The sequence below is a fragment of the Mesorhizobium sp. M0276 genome, assembly GCF_040321755.1.
Lineage (GTDB): Bacteria > Pseudomonadota > Alphaproteobacteria > Rhizobiales > Rhizobiaceae > Mesorhizobium.
This window is the reverse complement of record NZ_JAMYSC010000001.1, coordinates 134,533-160,449: the sequence shown is the minus strand read 5'-3', so window position 1 is coordinate 160,449 and position 25,917 is coordinate 134,533. Positions and strand designations below refer to the sequence as shown.

General features: G+C 62.7%; 21 protein-coding genes. 6 read left to right on the top strand and 15 right to left on the bottom strand.

What is annotated here, in order from left to right; genetic code table 11:
• Window positions 1-109 precede the first annotated feature (109 nt).
• From NKJ01_RS00790 to NKJ01_RS00745, 10 genes are all read right to left on the bottom strand, one after another.
• Window positions 110-1,660, bottom strand: a complete 1,551-nt coding sequence (locus NKJ01_RS00790) for a cation:proton antiporter (protein WP_352725246.1) — start codon at window positions 1,658-1,660, stop codon at window positions 110-112.
• Between the two features lie 254 nt (window positions 1,661-1,914).
• The gene (locus tag NKJ01_RS00785; RefSeq protein ID WP_352725244.1) at window positions 1,915-2,979 is read right to left on the bottom strand and encodes an ABC transporter ATP-binding protein; all 1,065 of its coding nucleotides are present in this window, start codon (window positions 2,977-2,979) and stop codon (window positions 1,915-1,917) included.
• An 11-nt stretch (window positions 2,980-2,990) separates the two neighbouring features.
• Complete coding sequence (locus NKJ01_RS00780; protein ID WP_136616681.1) at window positions 2,991-3,782, bottom strand: ABC transporter permease; 792 nt, start codon at window positions 3,780-3,782, stop codon at window positions 2,991-2,993.
• Entirely contained in the window at window positions 3,779-4,693 is a 915-nt protein-coding gene (locus NKJ01_RS00775; RefSeq protein ID WP_502905833.1) for an ABC transporter permease, read from the bottom strand. The genes NKJ01_RS00780 and NKJ01_RS00775 overlap by 4 nt, the downstream gene beginning before the upstream one ends.
• A 63-nt stretch (window positions 4,694-4,756) precedes the next feature.
• The gene (locus NKJ01_RS00770) at window positions 4,757-5,863 is read right to left on the bottom strand and encodes an ABC transporter substrate-binding protein (RefSeq protein ID WP_352725241.1); all 1,107 of its coding nucleotides are present in this window, start codon (window positions 5,861-5,863) and stop codon (window positions 4,757-4,759) included.
• A 240-nt stretch (window positions 5,864-6,103) separates the two neighbouring features.
• Window positions 6,104-7,276 carry an iron-containing alcohol dehydrogenase gene (locus NKJ01_RS00765; protein ID WP_352725239.1) on the bottom strand — a complete coding sequence of 391 codons (1,173 nt, stop codon included), beginning with the start codon at window positions 7,274-7,276 and terminating at the stop codon, window positions 6,104-6,106.
• Window positions 7,277-7,293: 17 nt separating this feature from the next.
• Window positions 7,294-8,682, bottom strand: coding sequence for an aldehyde dehydrogenase family protein (locus tag NKJ01_RS00760; protein ID WP_352725237.1), 1,389 nt, complete (start codon window positions 8,680-8,682; stop codon window positions 7,294-7,296).
• 179 nt (window positions 8,683-8,861) lie between these two features.
• Window positions 8,862-10,232 carry a glutamine synthetase family protein gene (locus NKJ01_RS00755; RefSeq protein ID WP_352725235.1) on the bottom strand — a complete coding sequence of 457 codons (1,371 nt, stop codon included), beginning with the start codon at window positions 10,230-10,232 and terminating at the stop codon, window positions 8,862-8,864.
• A gap of 88 nt (window positions 10,233-10,320) precedes the next feature.
• On the bottom strand, window positions 10,321-11,883 hold the full coding sequence (locus NKJ01_RS00750) for an amino acid permease (protein WP_352599565.1): 1,563 nt from the start codon (window positions 11,881-11,883) through the stop codon (window positions 10,321-10,323).
• Between the two features lie 53 nt (window positions 11,884-11,936).
• Window positions 11,937-12,776: an N-formylglutamate amidohydrolase gene (locus NKJ01_RS00745; RefSeq protein WP_352725233.1), complete on the bottom strand. Its 840-nt coding sequence runs from the start codon at window positions 12,774-12,776 to the stop codon at window positions 11,937-11,939.
• A 234-nt stretch (window positions 12,777-13,010) separates the two neighbouring features.
• Between NKJ01_RS00745 and NKJ01_RS00740 the strand changes: the two genes are divergently transcribed.
• The 3 genes from NKJ01_RS00740 to NKJ01_RS00730 all read left to right on the top strand — a co-directional run bounded on the left by NKJ01_RS00740 (window position 13,011) and on the right by NKJ01_RS00730 (window position 18,323).
• On the top strand, window positions 13,011-13,838 hold the full coding sequence (locus NKJ01_RS00740; protein ID WP_023759697.1) for a MurR/RpiR family transcriptional regulator: 828 nt from the start codon (window positions 13,011-13,013) through the stop codon (window positions 13,836-13,838).
• 193 nt (window positions 13,839-14,031) lie between these two features.
• Complete coding sequence (locus NKJ01_RS00735) at window positions 14,032-15,195, top strand: efflux RND transporter periplasmic adaptor subunit (RefSeq protein WP_352725231.1); 1,164 nt, start codon at window positions 14,032-14,034, stop codon at window positions 15,193-15,195.
• A complete protein-coding gene (locus tag NKJ01_RS00730) occupies window positions 15,192-18,323 on the top strand; it encodes an efflux RND transporter permease subunit (protein ID WP_352725229.1) in 3,132 nt (1,043 codons plus the stop codon). The genes NKJ01_RS00735 and NKJ01_RS00730 overlap by 4 nt, the downstream gene beginning before the upstream one ends.
• 36 nt (window positions 18,324-18,359) lie before the next feature.
• Here NKJ01_RS00730 and NKJ01_RS00725 read toward each other — a convergent pair whose 3' ends face one another.
• From NKJ01_RS00725 to NKJ01_RS00705, 5 genes are all read right to left on the bottom strand, one after another.
• On the bottom strand, window positions 18,360-18,770 hold the full coding sequence (locus NKJ01_RS00725) for a GtrA family protein (RefSeq protein ID WP_023759695.1): 411 nt from the start codon (window positions 18,768-18,770) through the stop codon (window positions 18,360-18,362).
• A complete protein-coding gene (locus tag NKJ01_RS00720) occupies window positions 18,767-19,576 on the bottom strand; it encodes a ChbG/HpnK family deacetylase (RefSeq protein WP_023759694.1) in 810 nt (269 codons plus the stop codon). The genes NKJ01_RS00725 and NKJ01_RS00720 overlap by 4 nt, the downstream gene beginning before the upstream one ends.
• Window positions 19,573-20,562 carry a glycosyltransferase family 2 protein gene (locus NKJ01_RS00715; RefSeq protein ID WP_352725226.1) on the bottom strand — a complete coding sequence of 330 codons (990 nt, stop codon included), beginning with the start codon at window positions 20,560-20,562 and terminating at the stop codon, window positions 19,573-19,575. Before NKJ01_RS00715 ends, NKJ01_RS00720 begins: the two co-directional genes overlap by 4 nt.
• The gene (locus tag NKJ01_RS00710; protein ID WP_352725224.1) at window positions 20,555-21,718 is read right to left on the bottom strand and encodes a glycosyltransferase family 87 protein; all 1,164 of its coding nucleotides are present in this window, start codon (window positions 21,716-21,718) and stop codon (window positions 20,555-20,557) included. Before NKJ01_RS00710 ends, NKJ01_RS00715 begins: the two co-directional genes overlap by 8 nt.
• Window positions 21,719-21,985: 267 nt before the next feature.
• Entirely contained in the window at window positions 21,986-23,227 is a 1,242-nt protein-coding gene (locus tag NKJ01_RS00705; protein ID WP_352725222.1) for an acyl-CoA dehydrogenase family protein, read from the bottom strand.
• A 115-nt stretch (window positions 23,228-23,342) separates the two neighbouring features.
• On the opposite strand from NKJ01_RS00705, the gene NKJ01_RS00700 reads away from it, so the two are divergent.
• From NKJ01_RS00700 to NKJ01_RS00690, 3 genes are read left to right on the top strand one after another with little or no spacing between them, the layout of a single operon-like run.
• Window positions 23,343-24,158 carry an SDR family oxidoreductase gene (locus NKJ01_RS00700; RefSeq protein ID WP_352725220.1) on the top strand — a complete coding sequence of 272 codons (816 nt, stop codon included), beginning with the start codon at window positions 23,343-23,345 and terminating at the stop codon, window positions 24,156-24,158.
• Between the two features lie 39 nt (window positions 24,159-24,197).
• Window positions 24,198-24,683, top strand: a complete 486-nt coding sequence (locus NKJ01_RS00695; protein ID WP_263495443.1) for a MaoC family dehydratase — start codon at window positions 24,198-24,200, stop codon at window positions 24,681-24,683.
• Entirely contained in the window at window positions 24,680-25,714 is a 1,035-nt protein-coding gene (locus NKJ01_RS00690) for a phosphotransferase family protein (protein ID WP_352725218.1), read from the top strand. The genes NKJ01_RS00695 and NKJ01_RS00690 overlap by 4 nt, the downstream gene beginning before the upstream one ends.
• Window positions 25,715-25,917: the final 203 nt, after the last annotated feature.

Genomic DNA, 25,917 nt, shown 5'->3' with positions numbered 1-25,917 from the left:
CAGCGGCCAAAGTTTGATCTCGAAAAGTGGAACCCGGTTTTCGGAATAGATCATGCTCAAACAGGAATCAGAGCCTGCTTCATCTTGAGTCCATCGGATGGAGCAGGCTCTATGTCGTCAGCGGTTGGAACCGGCCTGGTGGCGACGCCGCCAGTTCGGTCCAATCGATCTCTTCCTCGAGGCGGTGATAGGCTTCGTCACCGATCGTGCCGTTGCGGCGCAGTTCCTCCAGCACGTCGCGCTGGCTCTTGATGGCATAGAGGCGCAAGCGGTCATATTCGGTGGCCGCCTGGGCATCGTCAGGATTTTTGGCGATCTTGCGTTGAGCGGCATATTGCTCGCGCACCGCAGCCGCCGCGTCCGATGTCTTGCGGCTCAATATGTCGAGGGCGGCCTGCATGACCAGAACGCGTGCCTGCGCAACCTCTCGGTCGACCGTTTCATCCGGGTCGAGGTCGAGCAGGCGCAGCAGCGGTTTCAAGCTCATGCCCTGGAGCACCAGCGTACCTAGCACGACCGTGAAGGCAGCGAGCACGATCGGGTCGCGGGCGGGGAATTCAGCCGGCAAGGCAAATGCCGCCGCAAGCGTCACCAGACCACGCATCCCGCACCAGCCGATGAGCATGCCGCCGCGCAACGATGGCGCGTCTCGCTGACGATCCGCATTGCCGAAACGGGCCAACCACCTGATGGCCGCGCCGCAGCCCAGCACCCAGGCCAGGCGGGAAACGATGACGATGGCAAGTACGGTCCCGGCCAGCAAGAAGGCATCGGTCTGCTGCTCGCCGGCAAGCCTGCCGACAATCGAACGTGCCTGCAGGCCCATCAGCACGAAAGCCAGCACGTTGAGCACGAACACCGCCGTTTCCCACACCGAATAGGAACTGATGCGGTTTCTGGCCGGCATGCGGCGCGGCGCGGTGCGAGCTATTGTCATGGCATAGACCACGATGGTGATGATGGCGGAAAGGCCCAGCCTGTCGGCCAGGATCCAGACCCCGAATGTGCCGGCAAATTGCACCACAGTGCCGCTCGCCGGGTCTTCGATACGGTCCAGTGTCATCAGAGACAGCCGGCCAAGCAGATAGCCGGCCGCAAGGCTGCCCAGGGTGGACAGCAGGATCATCGGAACGGCGCTGCTCAGCAGGATGGAGCCTGCTGCCGCCGAAACCGCCATCCGGTAAATCAGCAGCGCGGTGGCATCGTTGAGCAGGCTCTCGCCTTGCAGGATGGCTGTGATTCGATGCGGCACCTTGAATTGGCCAAGCACGGCCGACGCCGCCACCGCATCGGGCGGCGCCACAATCGCGCCGAGGGCTATGGCCGCGGCGATCGGCAGGCCTGCCATCGCCCACCCGACCAGAGCCACGGTCGCCGTCGTGAAAAGGACAGCGCCAAGCGCCAGCAGCGCAAGTGGCACCCTGTAGCGATTGAGGTCGCGCAAAGACGTATCATAGGCGGCATCGAGCAGCACCGGCGCGATGAACAGGGCAAGCGCCAGTTCCGGGTCGATCTCGATCGTCGGCACGCCAGGCACGAAGGCGATGCCCACCCCTGCCAGCGCCAGCAAGGAGGGATAGGGGACCTGCACGCGCCGCGACAGCGCCGTCAGCGCAACGGCGATCAACAGCAGAATGAGTGTCAGTTCGAAGAGGGCCATGGCTTGTTATAGCCGGGAAGCGGGATTGTCGGCAGTGGCAAAGCAGCTGGAAAACGCTTGGCCGGCAAGCTCAGGATGGCAGGCAATGTAGCCCCACCGACATTTCTTCCACCTCTACTGATTTCGGCGAGCGCATCGACCCAAGGTCGAAATCACCGCGCCGCCGTTGGAAGCCACGCGAATGGAAGCCCTGCCGGTTTTTCAGGCGGTGTTGCGTCCATTCATGGTGCCAGCCTGAGGGAGAGCTGTCACGCCTAGTGCAGTACCAGCATATCGCTCGACGAGAACGATATCTCGGCCTTTTCACCCACCGCGGGGGGCGGCGTTGCCGGGCTGTTGAACGTATCGAGCGAGACCGTGCTGCCGCCGATGCCGACCCGAACCCGGATCACCGATCCGAGGAAATGCACTTCGGAAATTTCTCCCGAAAGGCTGGAGTCACGGCCGGGCTGGCGGCCCAGCGAGATCGCCTCGGGCCGCAACGCCAGCGACAGCGTGTCGCCCGACTTGGAACCGTTGAGCTTGCCCTGCAGCGATATCTGTTCGGAATTGACCCGCACCGTGCCCGCAGCGGGATCGGTGACGGTTCCCTCGAGCACGTTCAGCGTGCCGACGAAATTGGCGACGAACTTGGTTGCCGGGCGGTTGTAGATCTCGAACGGCGTGCCGACCTGCTCGGCCTTGCCGCCATACATGACGGCGATGCGGTCGGAGATCGACAGCGCCTCTTCCTGGTCATGCGTGACGAAGATGGTGGTGATGCCGAGCTTCTTCTGGATCGAGCGGATTTCCTCGCGCAGCGACACGCGCACCTTGGCGTCAAGCGCCGACAGCGGCTCGTCGAGCAGCAGCAGCTTCGGCTTCGGCGCGATGGCGCGGGCCAGCGCGATGCGCTGCTGCTGGCCGCCCGAGAGCTGGTAGGGATAGCGATCTGCCATCTGCGGCAGCTTGATGATCCCGAGCATCTCGGCGACACGGGCATCGATGTCCGCCCTCGGCATGCCGGCGACCTTGAGGCCGAAGCCGATATTCTGCGCCACGGTCAGGTTCGGAAACAGCGCATAGGCCTGGAACACCATGCCGACATTGCGCTGGTTGGGCTTCAGCCTTGTGATGTCCTTGCCACTGACGACGATCTTGCCGGCGCTCGGCTCCTCGAAGCCGGCGACCATCCGCAGCACGGTGGTCTTGCCGCAGCCGGACGGGCCGAGAAAGGAGACGAATTCGCCGCTCTCGACGTCGAGATTGAAATCCTCCACCACCGTGGTGGCACCGAAGGATTTTCGAACGTGCTGGATGGACAGAAACGGATCGGCCATGGCTTTGACTTTCAGTTCGGACGGTTCGCCGATCTCGGCGCGAAGCGGGACAGGATCTGGATCAGCGACATGCAGCCCCAGGTAATGGCGAAGGCGATAATGGCGAGCGCTGCCGGCTCATAGGCTCGGTTGGCGCCGATATTCTGCAGATAGGGGCCGAAAGCCGGCCGATTGAGCAGGCTCGCCATGGTGAACTCGCCAATGACGATGGCGAAGGTCAGGAAGGCGCCCGACAGCACCGCGATCAGCACGTTGGGCAGGATGACACGGGTGATGATCGTCCCCCAACCAGCACCAAGGATCTGTGCCGCTTCCGTCAGGGTACGCACGTCGATGGTGCGAAGCCCAGTGTCGACGGCGCGATACATATAAGGCAGCGCCAGTGTCGCATAGCCGATGACCAGCAAGGCATTGGTGCCTGTATCGGTCGCCAGGAACGGCAGCGGCGAATTCGACCCGTACATTCTGATGTAGCCGAAGACGATGACGATGGCCGGGATGACCAGCGGCAGCAGCGTGATGAACTCGACGATCGGCCGCAACTGCGGCAAGCGAAGCCGGATCCAGTAGGCAGCAGGCACCACGATGAGCACACCCAGAATGATGGTGAAGACGGCGGCGAGCACCGAATAGCCGAAGGTCGCCTGGAAGCGCGCATCGCCGAGCACGACCTTGTAGGCGTCGAAGGAGTACTCGCCACGCCGCATGCGCATGGAGAACTCCACGGTCGCGATCAGCGGAATGAAGAAATAGGCCGCGCCCAGGGCGAAAACGACCCAGGCCCAGAACTTTCCCGACTTCATTTCAGCCACCTCTCGGAACGGGTCCGGAACCAGATGTAGAAGACATTGGCCAGGCCGGTAATGAAGATCATGCCGAAAGCTATGGCATAGCCCAGATGGGCATTGTGCAGCACGTCACCGCGGATCTGCGCATAGAGCAGGATCGGCACGATGTTGAGCGACGAGCCAGTCAACGCATAGGCGGTGGCTATCGCGCCGAATGCGTTGGCGAACAAAAGGATGACGGTGCCGAGAAAGCTCGGCCAGATCACCGGGATGACAACCATGCGCCAGTATTGCGCCATGGTCGCCCCAAGCGTTGCGGCGGCCTCGCCCCATTCCTTCTTCAGACCATCGATTGCCGGTACGATGATCACCACCATTAGCGGAATCTGGAAGTAGACATAAGTCAGAGTCAGTCCCCAGAATGACAGGATGTTGAAGCCATGCGCATAGATGTTGAGACCGAACAGGGTGTTCAGGATCACCGTCGCAAGGCCGAGCCGGCCGAGCGTGGCGAGGAAGGCGAAGGCCAGCGGCACGCCGGCAAAATTGGAAGCGACCCCGGAAAAGGTCAGCGTCGCCGAGCGTATCCACTCCGGCAGGCCGCCGCGCACAATGGCGATGGCGATGGCGAGACCTGCGAAGGCGCCGATCAGCGATGAGGCGAGGCTGACCTTGATCGAAATCCAGTAGGCGGCAACGATCGAAGGCTGCGCCAGTGCGGCAATATTTTCGAAGGTGAATTCACCCGCCTCATTCTGGAACGCGCCTAGCATCAGATACAGCGTCGGCAGGATCAGGAACATGATGGCGAAGATGAAGAACGGCGCGACACCAAGCCATTGCGTGGGCAGCCGCACGCTGCGTGCTTCGGCGGGAGGCGCAGTCTTGCCGGTAACAGCGTGGTCGGACATTGAGATATCGGTCATGCGCCGGCTACCGTCTTCGAGAGAAAGACCGGGCGACCCAGAGGCCGCCCGGCATGGCGTAACTTACTTGACGTTGGCGCCGACAACGGCATCCCAGTTCTTGGTGATGGCTTCCTTCGCCTTGCCCTGCTCGTCGAGCGTCGGGAACGCCGCGGCCGCATAGGACTCAGCCGGCGGCAGCTTGGCCAGCACGTCCGCCGGGATCTTGTTGTTCTTGGCAAGATCGTTGAAGCGGATCGGGTGGCAATAGCCCTTCAGCCAGGCGATCTGGCCTTCGTCGGAATAGAGGTATTCCAGCCAGAGCTTGGCTGCGTTCGGGTGCGGCGCGAAAGCGCTGATCGCCTGCACGTAGACGCCGGCGACGACACCGGTCTTCGGCACGACGACGTCGACGGGCGGGTTGCCCTTCAGCGTGTCACGGCCGGCGAGCGCGTTGTAGTCCCAGGTGACGAGGATCGGAGTCTGACCCTGGGCGAGCGTGGCGGCCTTGCCGATGACCGGCACGAAATTGCCGGCGGCGTTGAGCTTCTTGAAGAAGTCGAGGCCAGCGGTGCCGGCGGCCTCGCCAGCAGCCGCACCCGACGACAGGCCAGCAGCATATACCGCCTGGATGGCCTGGTTCGACGCGCGCGGATCACCGGCCAAAGCGACCGAGTTGGCGAATTCCGGCTTCAGCAGGTCGGCCCAGTCCTTCGGCGATTCCTTGACCAGATCCTTGTTCACCTGGAAGGACAGCACGCCGTAGTAGTCGCCGGTCCAGAACCCTTCGGCGTCCTTGGCGCTGTCTGGGATCGAGTCCCAGGTCGACACCTTGTAAGCCTGGATCAGGCCATCCTTCTTGGCCGACGGGCCGAACGACAAGCCGACGTCGATGACGTCGGGCGCCTGCGGCCCCTTGTTGTCCTTGTTGGCCTTGATCGCCTCGACCTCGTCGCCGGACCCGGCATCGGGGTTGAGTTCGTTGACGGTGATCCCAGGATACTTGGCCTTGAAGCCATCGATGACGGCACCGTAGCCGCACCAATCATGCGGCAAGGCGATGGTGGTGAGTTGGCCTTCCGCCTTGGCGGCCTTGACGAGATCGTCCAGCGAAGCCGCGGACGAAATCACCGACGACACCATCAGGGTCGCGGCCGAAAGGGAAAGCACTTTCCCCGTGAATTTCAACATGTGTTCTCTCCGTTGAACTGACGCCGTTGGACGCCTGCGATGCGGTATCGTTTTCATGTGACAGCCAGATGAAAGCTTTATGAAACCGGCTGCTCGCAGTGCGAAAAGTAAACTCTTTTTAACCGGCTGTAGCAATCGCTTCGCGATTCTTTTTCCGGCTAACTATTTTGTGCCTTGCCCGTCATCCTCCCCCTTGTTTTTCAGCCCCTTTTCAGATCACTTCGCGGCGCGGAAAACGCCTCAGACCGTGCCGGCGATGGCGTTATCGAGCAAGGTCAGCGCCGCCTTCTTGGTCAGCTTGACCGGGTTGCCGCCGGCGGTCGGATCGACCACGGCCATGTCGGCGATCAGCGCCTTGCGCTTCTTGTCCATGCCTAGCCCTTTGATCAGGCCCGGCAGCGCGTGCGGCACCTTCAATTCCTTGCGCAGCTTGATGACTGCCTTGGCGAAGCCGTCGAAGCCGCCCTTGATGCCGCAATAGGCGGCGAGCCGGCCGATACGCTCCTCGATGGGATCACGATTGAAGGCCAGCACATAGGGCATGAACACCGCGTTGGTCATGCCATGATGAGTGTCGTAGAGCGCGCCGACTGGATGCGACAGCGAATGGATGGCGCCAAGCCCCTTCTGGAAGGCGGTGGCGCCCATCGCGGCTGCGCTCATCATATGGGCGCGCGCGACGAGATCCTTGCCGTTGGCAAAAGCCTTCGGCAGGTTCTCGAAAACCAGCCTCACACCTTCGACAGCGATGCCATCGGCCATCGGATGATAGCCCGGCGCGCAAAAGGCTTCGAGACAATGGGCAAGCGCATCCATGCCGGTGCCGGCGGTGATGAAGCCGGGCATGCCGACCGACAGTTCCGGATCGGCGATGACGATGGCCGGCAGCAATTTGGGATGGAAGATGACCTTCTTGGTGTGGGTCGCCTCGTTGGTGATGACGCCGGCGCGGCCGACTTCCGATCCGGTGCCCGCGGTGGTCGGCACGGCGATGATCGGCGCGATGGCCTCCGAATTGGCGCGCGTCCACCAGTCGTCGACATCCTCGAAGTCCCACACCGGCCGCGTCTGCCCGGCCTGGAAGGCGATGAGCTTGCCGAGATCGAGCGCCGAACCACCGCCGAAGGCGATGACGCCGTCATGCTTGCCCTTCTTGAACACGGCGATGCCGGCGGTCAGATTGGATTCGACCGGGTTCGGCCTGACCTCCGAGAAGACGCCGTAGGGGACCTTGGCGTCGTCAAGGATCTTCAGCGTCGAGGCGACGACCGGCAGTTTCGCCAGGCCTGGATCGGTGACGAACAGCGGCCGCTTGATGCCGGTAGCCGCCAGCACCTCAGGCAATTCCTTGATGCGCCCGGCGCCGAAGCGGACGGTGGTGGGGTAGTTCCATTTGGAGATCAGCTTGGACATTTTTGTCTTTCAATAAATCAGATGGCTTCGCGCAGATGGAATGACTTCGGCCTCGTCAGATTGTCGTAGCCGATGGCGGATAAGCCGGCGCCCTTGCCGGTATCCTTGACGCCGGTCCAGACCAGCGCCGGGTCGAGGTAGTCGCAGCGGTTCATGAACACCGTGCCGGTCTCGACGCGGTTGCCGATCGCCACCGCATGCTCGGTATCGCGCGTCCAGATCGAGGCGGTCAGCCCGTAGGGGCTGTCGTTCATCAACGCGATCGCCTCTTCGTCGTTGCGCACCTTCATGATGCCGACGATCGGGCCAAAGCTCTCCTCGCGCATGACGCTCATCTGATGGTCGACATTGGTCAGCACTTCCGGCGCCAGATAGGGCGAACCGGCTTTGTCGTTCGCCACCTTCATGTTGATGTGCGCCACCGCGCCTTTGCGCAGCGCCTCGGCCTTCTGCTCACGGATCAGGTCGGCGAAGCGCGCCTGCGCCATCGGCCCCATCGTCGTCGCCTGGTCGAGCGGATTGCCGACGACATAGTTCTTCGTCTCGGCGATGAAACCTTCGACAAACTCGTCATAGACTTTCTCGTGCACATAGACGCGCTCGATGCCACAGCAGCACTGGCCGGAATTGTAGAAGGCGCCGTCGACCAGATTGGCGACCGCATGGTCCATCTTGGCATCGGGCAGCACATAGGCCGGATCCTTGCCGCCAAGCTCTAGGCCGAGCGTCATGAAGGTGCCCGCCGCCGCTCTTTCAATGGCGCGGCCGCCGGCGACCGAACCGGTGAAATTGACATGGTCGATCTTGCCCGAGCCGAGCAGCTTCTCGGTCTGGGCGTGGTTGAGCACGATATTCTGGAACACACCCTTCGGCAGACCGGCCTTCTCGAAGGCCTGCTGAAAGCGCTCGCCAACCAGCAGCGTCTGCGCCGCATGCTTGAGGATGACGGTGTTGCCGGCCATCAGCGCCGGCACGATGGTGTTGACGGCGGTGAGGTAAGGATAATTCCACGGCGCGATCACCATGACCACGCCGAGCGGATCCTTCTTCACATAGCGGCGGAAGCCATCCTTCGGGTTAGAGGCCGGCACGGACTTGAGCGCCGCCTCGGCGATCTCGACCATGTAGTTGGTGCGTTCCTTGACGCCGCCGAACTCGCCGCCATAGCGAACAGGCCGCCCCATCTGCCAGGCAATCTCCGGCACGATCTCGTCGGTCATCGCGACCAGCGCTTCCAGCATCGCCAGCATGTACTTGCCGCGCTCGACGATCGGTGTCTCAGCCCACTTCTCCTGCGCCGCTTTGGCGCGCTCGACCGCGGCGTTGATCGCCTGGTCCGTTGCCACGGGCCTCTCGGCATAGATCGAGCCATCGACGGGGGATATGAGTTTGACCGTTTCGGTCATTTTGTAAGTCCTCGCATTCTGTAACGAAAATCTTGTGGTCTGGCGCTGCCCCTCATCCGCCTGCCGGCCCCCTTTTCCCGATTGTGACGGGGAGAAGGACGTGGCCCAGCGCTTGCGGCCCCTCTCCCCGCTCTACACGGGAGAGGATAAGAGTGAGGGGCGGCGCCGACAAACGGCACTTAGTACCGCTCGAACCCTCTATGCAGTTCCCAATCCGTAATCCGGCGGTCGTATTCGAACTGCTCCCACTTGGCGGTATGGACATAGTGTTCAAGCACGTCCTCGCCGAGCGCCTCCTTCAGCATCATCGAGTTCGTCAGCGTCTCGGTGGCATCGCGCAGCGTCTTCGGGATCTCCGGCAGGCGAGATGCCTGATAGGCATCGCCGACAAACGGCTTTTGCAGTTCCAGCTTCTCGTCGATGCCGGCAAGACCGGCCGCGATCAGCGCCGCGAAGGCGAGATAGGGGTTGAGGTCGGCGCCGCCGATGCGGCACTCCATGCGGATGCCCTTGGTGCCCTCGCCGCACAGCCGGAAACCGGCGGTGCGGTTGTCCTCGCTCCACATGATCTTGGTCGGCGCGAAGGTTCCGGCCTGGAAGCGCTTGTAGGAGTTGACGTAAGGCGCCAGGAACCAAGTGAATTCGTTGGCGTATTTGAGTTGGCCCGCCGCCCATTGCTGGCCGAGCGTCGACAGCGTCCACTCCGCATTTTTGTCGAAGAACAACGGCGTCTTGCCGTCGGCGCTCCACAGCGAATTGTGGATGTGGCTGGAATTGCCGGCGAGCCCGTAATTGTATTTGGACATGAACGAAATTGCCTTGCCCTCGGACTCGGCGATTTCCTTGGCGCCGTTCTTCAGGATGACGTGGCGGTCGGCCATGTCGAGCGCCTCGGCGTAGCGCACATTGATCTCTTCCTGGCCGGGACCCCATTCACCCTTGGAATTCTCGATCGGGATGCCGGCCGCTTCCATCTCGTTGCGAAGCCGGCGCATGACGCCTTCTTCCTTGGTGGTGATGCCGATCTGGTAATCGCCGATATAGGGCGATGCCGTGTCGAGGCCCTGCCAATGCTTCTTGCGGGCGGAATCGTAGGTCTCGTTGAACAGGTAGAATTCCAGCTCTGAAGCGAAATAGCCGATATAGCCGCGCTCCGTCAGCCGCTTGACCTGCTTCTTGAGGATGGCGCGCGGCGAGTGCGGCAGGTCGTCATGCGTGTGGTGGTCGAGCACGTCGCAGATCACAAGTGCGGTCTTTTCCAGCCAGGGAATGCGCCGAAGCGTGGCCAGATCCGGCTTCATAACGAAGTCGCCATACCCTTTCGACCAGCTCGCCGCCTTGTAGCCGGGCACGGGCTCCATATCGATGTCGGCGGCCAGCAGATAGTTGCAGCCATGCGTTTCGTCGTGCGCGGAATCGACGAAGTATTGCGCCAGGAACCGTTTGCCCGCCAGTCGGCCCTGCATGTCAACGATGCAGGCCAGCACCGTGTCGATCTCGCCGCTGGAGACCGCTTTCTTCAATTGATCGAACGAGAAATTTCCGGCCATTCCTTTGGCACTCCAGCGCTTGACGATTGAAAGGGGCTAACGAAACCATGGCCGGCAAAAACGCCGGCCATGGCCATGATGGTTGATGTCAGTAGCCGGTTTCGCCGACGGCCAGTTCGGCGGCCGCGATGGCAGCCTTGCGCTTGGCAATCTGGTCGCCGATCGGTGGACCCTGGAAGCGGCGGTTCTCGAAACCGAACCAAAGCACGGCGGTCAGCCCAATGAAGCCAATGGTGATGTATAGCACCTTGTCGTTCGGCGGCTGGATGGCGATGTAGAAGATGATCGCCATGCCGACAACCGACAGGACGCAAAACAGCTTGAACAGCCCGGCGCCGAGGTTCCACGGGCCCGGATTCGGCCATTTCGCCGTTCCGAAAGTCATCATGCCGAGCACGATCGGAATGATGAATGACAGGAACAGGAACACCAGCGTCGAATTGACGACGATGGTGTAGATGTTGGTGCCGCCGATCGAAATGAACTGCGCAAGAAAGACATAGATGATCTCAAGCACCGCAGCGGTCCAGATCGCGTTGACCGGCGTGCGCCAGGTCGGGCTGACTTTGGCAAGCGACGCGGAACCAAACGGCATGCCACCATCACGCGAGAAGGCAAACAACATGCGCGAAGCCGAGGTCACCGTGGCCAGACCGCACAGGAACTGCGAGATCAGGATTGCGAGATACAGCAACGTCTTCAGCCAGACGGGCATGATCGCGTCCATGGTGGCGAAGAACACGTTCCAGCCCTGCTTGGCGCCGGCGGCCAGGTCGGGGATTGCCAGAACGATTGCGCACAGCATCACCCAACCGATTAGCGAAGACCAGAGCACGGACGAAACGATCGCCTGCGGCACCGAGTGTGCTGCTTTCTCTGTTTCTTCGGAGGTATGCGCTGACGCGTCGTAGCCGGTGATGGTGTAGACTGGCAGAAGCAGGCAGAGCAGGAACAGGTAGCTCATGGAGTCGGACTGCGGGAAGACACCGCCACCGGCGTCGCCCGAATAGTTGGTGAATGTCCACAACCGCGTGATATCGATCGCGGGCGCAAACACCAGGCAAGCCACGATCAGTACTGCCGTCGCACCCAGGATGAGGAAGCCCGAAGCATCCGTCAGCATGGCCGTGAGCCTGATGCCAAAATGGTTGAACACCGCCTGCAGCACCGTGATGAAGGTAACGAACCCGACGATCTCGCCAGGCGTTCCGGTGATGCCAAACCAGCTTCCGAACGTTCCGACAAAGAAGAATGCGGTGCCGATATTGATCGCCCCCAGCACGGTGATCAGGCCGAGCAAATTGAGCCAGGCGGTCAGCCAGCCGGTGAAGCGGTTTCCGAGGATCGAAGACCAGTGATAGAGGCCGCCAGCGGTCGGAAATGCCGAGGCAATCTGCGCCATCGCAAGGGCAAAGCAGGCCGAAACACAACAGCCGACGATCCAGCCGATGCCCGCCGCGGCGCCGCCGATCGACCCAGTGGCTTGTGCAAAGGAATTGATGCCACCCGAAAGGATGCAGATGATCGAGAACGAGATCGCGAAATTCGAGAAGCGGCTCATGCTTCGCGACAATTCCTGGGCATAGCCCATACCGTGGAGAACCTTGAGGTCCTCCTTCTTGTCAATGTCTGTGTAACCCGGTGCTATCATTGGAAGTCCCCTGTTGTTTCCGAGCGAGATGCGTCAATCTCATCTCGCTCTGGCTAGCCGATTGAACTGACTTTCCGACTGAATGCGATCTGGCCGACTGAATGCGATCTGGTCTGTCCTGCCTCCTCCGGCTCCAGATCCGAAAAAATGCCCGTGAGCAGATCCCCCCATTTCCGCTGCCCGGTCTCGCCGGAAATTTCATCATTGCGGATTTCGATCATCGCGCAAGGCAAGCCGCGCGAGCGCGCGTGGCGTTCCAGCGTGAAATAGACGCGGTCGGCCGGCGAATAGGGCTCGTTGACGCCGACGGTGACGCCGGCAAGCCGCTTCAGCGCCGATATCAGCGGCGCCGCCAACCGGCGGTCTTCGTCATGGATGATGCCGATATGCCAGGGCCGATTCTTACCCTTGAAGATCGGGGTGAAAGAATGGATCGACACCAGTCGCGTCTCTCGGCCCGACGCCAACCGATCCTCGATGGTCTTCTCGATAGTGCCATGGAACGGGCGCCATGCGAGCGCTACACGCGCCTCCCGCTCGTCGGCGGAGAGTCCCTGGTTCGCTGGAACGACGGTTTTCTCGCTGACACTGACACTCATTATGAGGTCGGGCGCGTCGAGCGGCCGGTTGCAGTCGATGACGAGACGCGAGATACGGGTTTCGATCAGGGTGGCATCGAGCGCCTCCGCCATGCGGCGGGCAACCGGCAGCGCGCCGGGATCCCAGGCGATGTGGCGCGACAGGTCCTCGGCGGCAAGGCCGAGCGTGCCGAATTCAGCGGGAAGGAAGTTCGAGGCGTGATCGCAAGTCAGCACAAAAGGGCTCGATCCGCCGGGGTTCGTCACCCTCACGGTATCAGACGCTGCAAGGCTGGCGGGCCGTGCTTTCTCCATAGTCTGCTGTCCCCGGGGACGCTGTATCGTATGTTACGTATTTTGTGTCATTGCGTCCCTATGGATGATTTCATACAGTTTGGGCGACTTTGTCAAATGCGATTTCGGAAAAGACCTTCGACCAGGCCGAAGCGTTTTGCAGCCAGGTAGAATCACTTGGCGTCGCAGAAATGGGACCAAGACAAACAGACGGAGCGGAATGGTTTACCATCCCGCTCCAAGGGTGGGGAAAAGATGATTTCCAGTATTGCCGAACTGATTGCCGACCGCATCGGCACGATGCCGGCCGGAGAACGGCGCGCGGCCCAGACGCTGATCGCCAGTTACCCGATGATCGGCTTGAAGACGGTTGCCGAATTCTCGGCCACGGCCGGTGTCTCTTCGCCGACGATCCTGCGTTTCGTTGCCCGGCTCGGCTTCCAGAACTATCCGGAATTCCAGTCGAGCCTGCAGGACGAACTGGCGGCGCAATTGCAGTCTCCGGCGACGAGGACGCTCAACCCGCCCTCGCCCGGCGGCGGCACGGTGTCACCAATGCTGGAAGCGACGCTCGACAATATGCGCGAGACGTTCAGGCACCTGTCCGACGGGCAGCTTGCCGACATCGCCGCCCGGCTCGTCGACCGGCGCGGCAAGACATTCCTGATCGGCGGCCGCTTCACCGATCCGCTGGCGCGCTATATGGCCGCCCACCTCGCCGTCGTTCAACCCGATGTCTTTCACCTTGCCGGCCAGGAAAGCATGTGGCGCGACAGGCTGATCGACATGGGCAAACGCGATGTGCTGGTGATCTTCGACATCAGGCGCTACCAGGACAGCCTCGCTCGCTTCGCCGAGAAGGCGCATCAGCGCGGCGTGCAGATCGTGCTGTTCACCGACCAGTGGCTGTCGCCGATCGCGCGTTTCGCCCGCCATGTCATCGCTGGACGAACGGCCGTGCCGTCGGCGTGGGATTCCTCCGCTGCCCTCTTCGTCGTTGCGGAAATGCTGATCGGCGCTGTCACCAGGCAACTGGAAGCAGAGGGCGCCAAGCGCATTCGCGAGATGGAAAGTCTGCGTTAGTGCATGTAACGACGACCCCAAAGGTTACGCATGTTTTCTCAAATGTTACATATATTTAATGTGCGCGGCCTTGGAGACTTGTCATAAAAACGCGATATCGGGGTGGCTTCTTGCCTTATAATAGCCTCGCTGCGTCTGCTTCATTTCGGGAAACCCGGTAGACGGAAGGATTGCTTTGCCAACCGGAGTGCCGATGGCCGCCTGGAAACAGATATTTTTCGCGCTTGTGGTGCTGGTGGTGGCAGCATCCGCCTGGCTGCGCTTTTATCCGGGCGCTCACGACGTGCTGGCACGCTGGGGCATTGACTGGGCTTATGCGGCAACGTCCCCGGCTGAAAGCGGCGCCGCCAACGCGAAGCAGGCAATCGGCCGCGAAGGTGGCAACCAGCGGGTGAACGTGGTGGCCCTGGCGGCCACGTCGGCCGTTATCAACGATCGCCTGCAGGCAATCGGCACCGGTCGTGCCAACGCCTCCGTGACCGTCAATCCCTACAGTTCCGGCCGCCTCGCCGAGTTGCTGGTCGAATCCGGCAGCCATGTCGACAAGGGACAGATCATCGCGACACTCGACTCCGAGACCGAAACGATCGCCCAGGACCGCGCCAAGCTCGCCTTGCAGGACGCGCAGGCCAAGCTCGACCGCGTCAAGTCATTGCGTGCTTCCAACGCCGCGACACCGGTTGCCGTGGCCGACGCCGAAGTGGTTTTGGCCGGCGCCAAGCTGGCGCTTCAGGACGCGGAACTTGCGTTGCAGCGGCGATCGATTCTGGCACCCATTGCCGGCACTGTCGGCATCCTGCCGATCTCCGCCGGCAATTACGTGACCAACCAGTCGGCGATCGCCACGCTCGACGACCGCTCCAGCATTCTGGTCGATTTCCTGGTGCCGGAGCGTTTCGCCGCCGCCGTCAAGGTCGGCGCGCAATTGACGGCGACGCCGATCGCCAATCCCAGCAATGCCTATACCGGAACGGTTTCGGCCATAGACAATCACATCGATGAGAAGAGCCGCACCCTTCTGGTCAAGGCCAAGATCGCCAATCCGGCCGATTCCCTGCGCGCCGGCATGTCGTTCGGCATCAGCATGAAATTCCCGGGACAGACCTATCCGGCCGTCAGCCCGCTGGCGATCCTGTGGGGTTCGGACGGCGCCTATGTCTGGCAGATCGAGGACGGCAAAGCCAGGCGAGTCCCCGTGCGCATCATCCAGCGCAACACCGAGACCGTGCTGATCGACGCCGAGATCGACAGCGGCGACATGGTGGTCACCGAAGGCACCCAGAGCGTCAGCGAGGGCGGCACCGTCCGCCTTGCCGGCGAAGAGCAGCGTGCCGTGGAGGCGGCCGAGGGCTCATGACCGGAACCATCAACGCAGCCAGCGATACCGGCTTCACTGCGCTGTTCATCCGCAGGCCGGTGATGGCCTTCGTTCTGAACACCCTCATTGCCGTTGCTGGCCTTGCCGCCTTCTATGGCGTCGAGATCCGTGAACTACCTGACGTCGATCGCGCGGTCGTTACTGTTTCCACCGCCTTTGAAGGGGCGGCGGCAGAAACCGTCGATCGCGAATTGACCGACACGATCGAGGGCGCCGTCGCCCGCGTCTCCGGCGTCAAGTCGATCTCGTCTTCTTCCTCATTCGGTTCGAGCCGCGTCACCATCGAGTTCAACGACGGTGTCGATCTCGACGTTGCCGCCTCGGACGTGCGTGATGCCGTCGGCCGCGTCGCCAACCAGATGCCGGACACCGCCGACCCGCCGCGCATCGTCAAGGCCGACGCCAATTCCGAACCGGTGATGCGATTGGCGGTGACCTCGGACAACATGTCGATCCAGGACATGACGGTGGTGGTCCAGGACCAGATCGAGGACGAACTGGCCGCCGTGCCCGGCGTTGCCGATGTCCAGGTCTATGGCGACCGCGACAAGATCTTCCGCATCGACGTCAACCAGAACAAGCTGGCCAGCCTCGGCTTCACGGTTGCCGACCTCAGGACGGCGCTTGCCTCGGTCGCCTTCGATTCGCCGGCCGGTTCGATCACCACGACCAACCAGGACCTGATCGTCCGCACGACGGCCGACGTGACCACGCCGGAAGAGTTCGAAAACATCATTATCGGCGGCACGACACGCATCCGCGACGTCGCCACCGTCACGCTCGGCCCCGATGTCGGCCAAACCACGCTACGTTCGGACGGCAAGACCGGCATTGGCGTCGGCATCATCCGCCAGGCGGAATCGAACACGCTGGACATCTCGACCGGCGTCCAGGCCGCCGTCGCCAAATTGCAGCAAAACCTGCCCAAGGGCATGTCGATCAAGATCACCAGCGATGACGCGGTCTTCGTCAAGGGCGCGGTGCACGAGGTCGAGATCGCGCTTGGCCTGTCGGTGACCATTGTGCTGCTCGTCATCTATGTCTTCCTGCTCGACTGGCGCGCAACGCTGATCCCAGGGCTGTCGATGCCGGTCGCCATGATCGGCACCATCGCCGCGATTTATCTGGCCGGCTTCTCGGTCAACATCCTGACCCTGCTCGCCCTGGTGCTGGCGACCGGACTGGTCGTCGACGATGCCATCGTCGTGCTCGAAAACATCGTGCGACGGCGCAACGAAGGCATGGGGCCGCGCGCCGCCGCCGTGCTCGGCGCGCAGGAGGTGTTTTTCGCCGTCATTGCCACCACTTTGACGCTGGTCGCCGTCTTCGTGCCGATCTCGTTCCTGCCCGGCCAGACCGGCGGCCTGTTTCGCGAATTCGGCTTCGTGCTTGCCATGTCGGTGCTTCTGTCCTGCGTGGTCGCGCTGACGCTGTGCCCGATGCTCGCTTCGCGCATGCTGACCAGTGCATCCCTCCACCACGAAGGCGGTCACGGCGTCGGCGCCCGCATCGGCGGCGTGCTCAATACTGCCTACAAGCGCAGCCTGCACGCCTGCCTCGATGCACCGTGGATCGTGCTTCTGGTCGCGGTGCTGTTTGCCGGCATCGCCTTCACGCTGTTCGGCACCATTCGCCAGGAATTGACGCCGACCGAGGATCGCGCCGCCGTGCTGCTGCGTATCAGCGCCCCGCAGGGCGTCAGCCTCGACTACACGACACAGCAGATGCAGAAGATCGAGAAACTGATCCAGCCAATGCGCGATTCAGGCGAGATCCGCAGCACGTTCGAGAATGCCGGCCAGAACGGCTCCTACAATTCCGGCTTCATGGTGATGACGCTGGCGCCGTGGAACGAGCGCAGCCGCAGCCAACAGGAGATCATGGCCGAGATCAGCCGATTGACCAAACAGGTGCCGAGCGTGCGCATCTTCCCGGTGCAGCCCAACAGCCTCGGCATCCGCGGCGCCGGCAACGGCCTGCAGTTCGCGCTGGTCGGCAACGACCGCAAGGCGCTCGGTGACGCAGCGGTGAAGATCATCGCCGAGATGCAGAAGGATCCGCGCTTCCAGACGCCGCGCCTGTCGATCGACCCGACGCAGCCGCAACTCGCCGTCGCGATCGACCGCGAGCGCGCCTCCGACCTCGGCATCGACATCACTGGACTGGCCAACACCTTGCAGGCCATGCTCGACGGCAACGACGTCGTCGACGTCTACATCGCCGATCGCAGCTATGGTGTGAAGCTGGTCTCGACGACAAATCCGATCAACGACCCGACCGACCTGGAAAACATTTTCCTGAAAACGGCCGACGGACGCTTCGTGCCGATGTCGACCATCGCCACGCTGACCGAGCGTGCCGTGCCGCCATCGCTGTCGCGCGAACAGCAGCAGCCTTCGGTGGCCATCACATCCAACCTTGGCGGCGACTTCGCGCTCGGCGCCGCGCTGACCCGCGCCGAGGAGATCGCCACGCCGCTGTTGCCGCCCGGCAGCCGCATCCTGCCGCTGGCCGAGGCGGCGACGCTGGGCGAGACCAACAGCGCCATGGTCACCATCTTCGGCTTCGCGCTGGTCATCATCCTTTTGGTGCTGGCCGCCCAGTTCGAAAGCTTCGTCAGCGCCGTCATCATCATGGCGACGGTACCGCTCGGTCTTGCCTGCGCCATTTTCGCGCTGCTCTTCTCGGGTACCAGCCTCAACGCCTACAGCCAGATCGGCCTGGTCTTGCTGGTCGGTGTCATGGCCAAGAACGGCATCCTGATCGTCGAATTCGCCAACCAGCTGCGCGACCGCGGGCTTGGCGTGCGTGAGGCGATCGAGCAGGCCTCGATCATCCGCGTGCGGCCGGTGATGATGACGATGATCTGCACCGTACTCGGCGGCTTGCCGCTGGTGCTGGCGAGCGGCGCAGGTGCCGAGGCGCGCGTCGCGCTCGGCTGGGTCATCGTCGGCGGACTGGGGCTTGCCACCGTCTCGACGCTGTTCCTGACGCCGGTCGCCTATCTCCTGCTTGGCCGCTTCGTCACCCCGAAGACCCATGAGGAGGCCCGGCTGAAGCGCGAGCTCGAGGAAGCCGTCTACACCAATGCGGAGCCGGCCGAGTAGAGACATTCCGGGAAAACTGAGAAGCGGCTTTCGCCGCTATTTCAGCAACCGGCCTTCGATCGACCAGCGCGCGGCGAGGAAATTAAGCACCGCGGCGATGACGACACCGGAAATCTTTGCCGGCCAAACTCCAACGGTCGTTGCGAACAGCGCGATCGAAAGGCTGGAGACGCCGAGCGAAATCAGACCCCCAAGCGAGGCGAAGCGAAGGAACGCATCATGCAGCCGGATGGCTCGATTGCGCTCGAACGACCAGAAGCCGTTCGCCGCGAACGAAAATATGACGGCGACAAACCAGGCACCGATGTTGGCGGGCAGCGGCGGCATCTGCAGCTTGAGCAGCAGGGAGAAGCTGGCAAGGTCAATCGCTGTGTTGGCGAGTCCGACAATGGCAAAGCGGACGATCTTGTTGCCGGTCGAACGCGGGGGCCGCTCGGCGTCGCTCATCCCTTGCCACCCATGATTGCGACACCGGCGCGGGCCAGGCTGGCGCCGAACGCATCCGATGCCAGGGTCGCGAATTCGACCTCGCGCACGCCTTGCATCGGGTCGCGCGCGCGCAGGGTCGCGTCGACATGGCCGGGGTGACACATGAACAGCCCATGTTCCGGCAACGCCTCGACGGCGGCCTGCAGCACGGAAGCGAATTTTTCGGGTTGGCGCCAGTCATAGATGCCGGCGAGCGGCTCGAAAACGGTAAAGCCGGCGCGCCGCATCGACCGGTTGAAGCCGGAGGCGAGCGCGGCGATCGCGGCGACTTTCGGCGCCGCAGTCAGAGCCGGGGCGCCGCGTAGCGCCGGCTTGTCGCTTTCTTCGCCAAGACGCGCGCGCAGCCATTTGCGCACGACGGGAAGGAAATGCACATGCTGGTGCCCGTCGATGAAATCGGGGCGGCGCCCGAGTGCTTCGACGAAGCGGCTGTATTGGGCGTCGAGCTCGGCATGAACATCGCGATCATTGACGCGGCCGCGTAGGATCGGCAAGGCCAGCGTGCGGAGTGGCGGCAGCCGACCTTCCGGCGCCAGGCTCGACCTGCCGGTGATGGCAGGCTGGTCGGTCAAGGTGAGATGCAGCCCGACCGCGACATGGCCGCAAAGAGGTTTTATGCGCGCCGCCTCCTTTGGCCATTCCGGAAAGCCGGACATACAGCTGGTGCCGGTCAGGCGGCCGCGATCGAGCAGATCGAGAATCCCATCGGAGACGCCGGGCGCCAGGCCATAGTCGTCGGCGATCAGGCGGATGCGCCGCGTCATGTGTCGAGAGCGCCTGCCACCGATCTGTCGGCGGAGACCTCACTGCGAACGACATCGCGCACGAGATAGACCGGCCGATCCTTGCTTTCGCTGAGCGTGACCCAGACATATTCGCCGATCAGGCCAAGCAGCGTCAGATTGAGGCCGCCGAGCAGGACGACGGCGACCAGCAGGCTGGGATAACCCGGAACGGCAATGCCGTAGAAGATCACCTCGAAGAGCACCTTGGCCCCGTAAACCGCGCCCGCAAGTGCCGCGAGCAGCCCGCTGAGGCTGATCAGGCGCAGCGGAATGACGGAAAATGAGGTGAAGCCTTCCAGCGAGAAGGCGATCAGGTTGAGCCGGCTCCATTTCGACGTGCCGCTGGCCCGGCTCTCCGGCGAATAGGGCAACGCCTTCTGGCGGAAGCCCGCCCAGGCAAACAGGCCCTTGTTGAAGCGACGCTTGTCGCGCAGGCTGGTCAGCGCACGCGCCACGGCGCCGCGCATGACGCGGAAGTCGCCGGCATTCTCAGGAATGTCGAAACGCTGACTGCTGTTGATCAGGCTGTAGAAAAGCCGCGCCAGCTGGCTGCGCCGCCAGCTCGCCTCGCGCCGGTCGTTTTGTGCATAGACGACATCGACATCAGGATGTTCCACCAGCTCGGCGATCAGCTTCAGGCTGATGTTCAGGGAATGCTGGAGGTCGGCGTCCATGATCAGCACCATGTCGCCGCGCGACCGATCGAGGCCGGCTAGCACCGCGACCTCCTTGCCGAAATTGCGGCTAAGGCGGACGATCTCCCACGACCCCGTCAGCGCCTGCGAAAACCGTTGGGCGCCATCGTCACGGCTGCCGTCATCGACCAGGATCTTGTGCACGGTCATGCCGAACCGCTGTGCCACGGCCGCTTCGAGTTCGCCGAGCAGGCGTGCGAAGGCCGATGCCGATTGCGCCTCGTTCAAGAATGGCGCGACGATATCGAGTGTCGGCCGCAATTCAGTCATTTGCGATCCCTGCATTCACCACCTTTACCCGCGCCGTGGCCCAGAACCACCAGATCAGCGAACCCGCGATGAACGTAACCGCGATCGGCCGGAACCAGGGGTAGAGCAAGTCGTGCACATGGCGATCGATGCCGGTCAGTCCGGTCGCGAACAGCACCGTCGACAACACCGAGGCCAGAACGCCACCGCGTTCTTCGCGCCACAACAGCGCGATGGCGAGACCGGCGGGTACCGCGATCATTGCATAGGTGTTGGGCTCGACGCGCGGGTTGAAGACGCACATGTAGAAAGTGGCCGTCAGGAAGATCGCCAGCCCCGCCGGTCCGCGTTCCAGCTTGCGGTCGAACCAGATGACCGCCGAAAGCGTAAACAGGGCCATGACGATGCGCATGATCGTGGCGCCGAATTCCGGAATGGGCAGCCCTATCCTGGTGAACGGCGCCGTGAAATCAGTCGGCACGAAATGGCTGGTGTTCTCGACGGCCATCGAGGTCAGCATCCTGGCGAAGACACGATACTGATCGTTGAGATAGCCGGGAGGAGCGAAAGCGTAAGGTAGGGCGAGGACGAACAGTACGGCCAGCCCCAGCACCGGTATCAACCGGAGCCGAAGGGCTCCTACCAACAACAGCATGATGATCGCGGTCGGCTTGGCGATGACGGCAAGCGAAGCCCAGAAGAACGTCTCCACCCGCCGTCCCTCCAGCGCCGACAGGGTGAGAAGCCAACAAGCGCCGGTCAAGAGGATCGTCGCCTGGCCGTTGCGGATCGCCCCCGCTGCCATTGGCAAGGCGAGGAAAAGACCGAAAGAAAGCAGCCACGTCAATTCGCCGCCGCCGAGCTTGCGCACCTGTCGCATCGCGGCATAGGTCAGCACCGCAAAGCCAAGGCTGTGCCAAACCACGCCGCCCAGCTGCGGACCGAGTTTGGCTATTGGAATATACAGCGAGGCAAAGGCTGGCGCGTAAAGATACCCCATCTCGGATTGGGTGTCGTAGAGTGGCAGACCGGCCAGAAGCGCCTCGCTGCCGTCTATATAGGCCTTCCATACCGTGCGCGTATGGGGTGACCACAGGACCAGGACAAGAACGACCAGGAACGCTCCGATCCACAGGCTGAACCCCAAACGGTCGAAGACCGGCTTGGATATCGTCATCAAATCACCCTACACCCGCCCGGATCAGGCGCTTGCCCACGTCGTCCGGAATTCGATGGCGGCGACATATCACGGACAAAGCGGCGTGGCATAGGGGGTCGCAAGATGGGAATAGAGGCCGACGATCCGGATACCGGACATTCTTCCGGCTCATGTCCAAGTTTCTCGCGTCTTTCGGATTGGGCCAAGGCTGGATGAACACCTTGCCGTTGGGCCAGTTCCGCGCCATGGCCTCGGCAAGCGGTCGCCGGAAGATGATACCGGCGCTCAGACCTTTTCCTGCGAGTATTTCTTCAGCTCCGTCCGCGCCACCTGCCGACGATGAACGGCGTCAGGCCCGTCGGCAAGGCGCAATGTCCGCAGATGCGTCCACGACCGCGCCAGCGGCGTGTCCTGGCTGATGCCTTGCGCGCCGAACATCTGCACCGCCTCGTCGGTGACCTTGAGCGCGACGCGGGGCGCTACCACCTTGATCTGGCTGATCCAGGGGGCGGCGGCCCGCGCGTCGCCCTGATCGATCATCCATGCCGCCTTGAGGCAGAGCAGGCGGGCCATCTCGATCTCCATGCGGCATTCCGCGATGATGTCGAAATTGGCGCCGAGCTTTGCCAGAGGCTGGCCGAAGGCCTCGCGGCGCACGGAACGCTGGCACAGCATTTCCAGCGCCATCTCGGCCTGGCCGATGGCGCGCATGCAGTGATGGATGCGGCCGGGGCCGAGCCGTCCTTGTGCGATCTCGAATCCCCTGCCCTCGCCCAGGATCAGGTTCGACGCCCTAATCCGCACATTGTCGAAGCGAAGATGCATATGGCCATGCGGCGCGTCATCGTCGCCATAAACCTGCATGGCCCGGACCTTGGTCACGCCTTTTGTGCCCGATGGCACCAGGATCATCGAATGGCGGCGGTGCCGCGGTTCGCTGTCACCGCCGGTCCGGACCATGACGATGTAGATGGCGCAGCGCGGATCGCCGGCGCCGGACGCCCACCATTTCTCGCCGTTGAGCACATAATCGTCGCCCTGCCGCTCGCAGCTCATGGAGATGTTGGTGGCGTCGGACGAGGCGACATCCGGCTCGGTCATCAGATAGGCCGAGCGGATCTTGCCGTCGAGCAGCGGTTCGAGCCACGCCTTCTTGTGATCGGCCGAGCCGTAGCGTTCCAGCACCTCCATATTGCCGGTGTCGGGCGCCGAGCAGTTGAAGGTCTCGGCACCGAGATGCGCCTTGCCCATCTCCTCGGCCAGATAGGCGTATTCGACGGTGGAAAGGCCGTAGCCGCGTTCCGATCCGGTCAGCCAGAAATTCCACAGGCCGCGCTCTCTTGCGGTCTTCTTGAGCCCTTCGAGGATCTCGCTCTGGCGCGCCGTATAAACCCAGCGGTCGCCTTCCTTGCCCACTTCGCCGAGAAATTCCCTGTCGAGCGGCATGATCTCGTCGCGCACCATGGCCGCGACACGCACGTGGATCGGCTTCAGCCGCTCGGTCATGCCGAGATTCATGTCCGTCATCGGTCGCTAACCCTTTATGGATGCCAGGCATTTTGTCGGTGGCAAGGATGACTGTACTTCGGATAGCCTTGTCAACGCGAACTGTTTGCCCGCATGCCGAGCGCGGAGGACTGTGATGAGCTATCTGGACGAGTTGTTTTCGGTGGCCGGCAAGACCGCGTTGGTGACGGGTGCTGCAACCGGCATCGGCCGCATGGCGGCGACGGCGCTGGTGCAGGCCGGCGCCGGCGTGATGATCGCTTCGCGCAAGGGCGAAGACTGCATCAAGGTCGCCGCCGAACTGAATGGACTTGGCGCACCCGGCCGCGCCGAAGGGTTTGCCGGTGATGTCTCCAGCGAGGCCGGCATTGCCGCACTCGTCGCCGAGGTCAAGGCGCGGACCGACAGGCTCAACATCCTGGTCAACAATGCCGGCGTTTCCTGGGGCGCGCCGCTCGAAAGCTTTCCCTATTCGGCATGGGCGAAAGTGTTCGGCGTCAACGTCACCGCGGTTTTCCATCTGACCCGTGAATTGCTGCCGCTGCTCGATGCCGCCGCCAGCGATGCCGATCCAGCCAGGGTCATCAATCTCGGTTCGGTGATGGGCACGCAACCGCTGGCCGACGACGCCTATTCCTACACGGCTTCGAAGGCCGCGGTTCACCATCTGACACGCACCCTGGCGCTTGAGTTCGCCTCTCGCCGCATCACCGTCAACGCTTTCGCCCCCGGCCCCTTTCAGAGCCGGATGACAGCGTTTGCCACCGGCACGGAAGAGCAGGCCAGACATGTCGGAAACCATGTTCCGATCGGCCGTATCGGCGCACCGGATGACATTGCTGGCGCAACGCTCTATCTGTGCAGCCGTGCAGGAAGCTACGTCACAGGCGCCGTCCTGCCGATCGACGGCGGACAGTCGGTGCAGCATGGGCTGACGCTGTTCAAGGAATAACATTTTCCGGCCACAGAAGCCGGAGGTGAACTGGAGGACGTGAGCGTGGAACCGATCAGTCTCGATGTGCTTCTAGCCAATGTCGGCAAGGAGGTTGGCGTGTCGCCGTGGCGGGTGGTCACGCAACGCATGATCGACCAGTTCGCCGACGCCACCGACGACCACCAGTTCATCCACTGCGATCCGGAGCGGGCCATGCGCGAGACGCCGTTCGGCGGCACCATTGCACACGGTTTCCTGTCGCTGTCGCTATTGTCGGCGATGACCTTCGAGACCATGCCGCCGCTGGAAAACAGCAAGATGGGCGTCAACCACGGCTTCGATTCGCTGCGCTTCCTGGCGCCGGTGAAGACCGGCGCGCGCATTCGCACACGTTTCGTGCTGGCCGACGTGAAGGTCAGACCGTCGGGCTGGGTGCAGACGGCGCATGACGTGACGATCGAGATCGAAGGCTCGAAGAAACCGGCGCTGACGGCACGCTGGTTGACGCTGACCTTGATCGAACGCCAGCCCGAGACGGCATGAGCGATACGAACGTCCTCGACCAGGCGGCGCTCGCGCCTTATCTCGAGGCGAACATACCGGGCTTTTCCGGGCTTGCCGCAATCGAAAAATTCAAATCCGGCCAATCGAACCCGACCTATCTGCTGACGGCGGCAAGCGGCCGTTACGTGCTGCGTGCCAAGCCGCCGGGCCAGCTGCTGAAATCGGCGCATCAGCTCGACCGCGAATTCAGGGTGATGAAGGCGCTTGCCGGCACCGCCGTGCCCGTGCCGGAGATGCTGCATCTCTCGTCGGAGGACTCGCCGATCGGACGTATGTTCTACGTCATGGATTTCGTCGACGGCCGCATTTTCTGGGATCCGGCGCTGCCGGAGGCTGGCGATAACGATGAACGCGCCGCCATCTACGATGCCATGAACAACACCCTCGCCGCGCTGCATGATGTCGACGTCGGGGCCGTGGGTCTCGGCGATTTCGGCCGGCCGGGCAACTACTTCGAGCGCCAGCTGGCGCGCTGGTCCAGCCAGTACCGTGCCTCGGAGACTGCCACGGTGGCCGATATGGACCGACTGACTGCCTGGCTGGAAACGCACATGCCCGAAGATGACGGCCGCGTTTCGCTGGTGCATGGCGACTACCGGCTGGACAATCTGATCTTCGCTTCCGATCGGCCTCGAGTTGTGGCGGTGCTCGATTGGGAACTGTCGACATCAGGCCATCCCTTTGCCGATATCGCCTATCAGTGCATGCAATGGCGCCTGCCTCACGCCTCAGGTTTTCGCGGCCTGGGCGGTATCGATCGTGCCGCACTCGACCTGCCTTCCGAGGAGGATTACGTCGCCAGCTACTGCCGGCGGCGCGGGCTCAGTGGTATCGGCAACTGGACGTTCTTCCTCGCCTTTTCCTTCTTCCGGCTGGCGGCAATCTGTCAGGGCGTCTTCAAACGGGCGCTGGACGGCAACGCCTCCAATCCCGAAAAGGCGAGAACCTATGGCGAGGCGGTGAAACTGCTTTCGCATCTCGCTGCCCGACTGATCGACAAGGAGGCGTGACGATGGCCGCTTCGACGCAGCAACAATGCCGGTCGCGGATGCCGCCGGCGGGCTTGGCCGGGGCGTCGCGAAAGGCTTTGCCGCTTTTGCCGCTGAAGACGCGCTACTGATGCTCTCGGATATCGAGCCTCGGCGCGAGCTGAGGCATGTTGCCGTTTGGGAACCTGTCACACCCTTGTCCGTTTTCGTACAGCGTATATAAT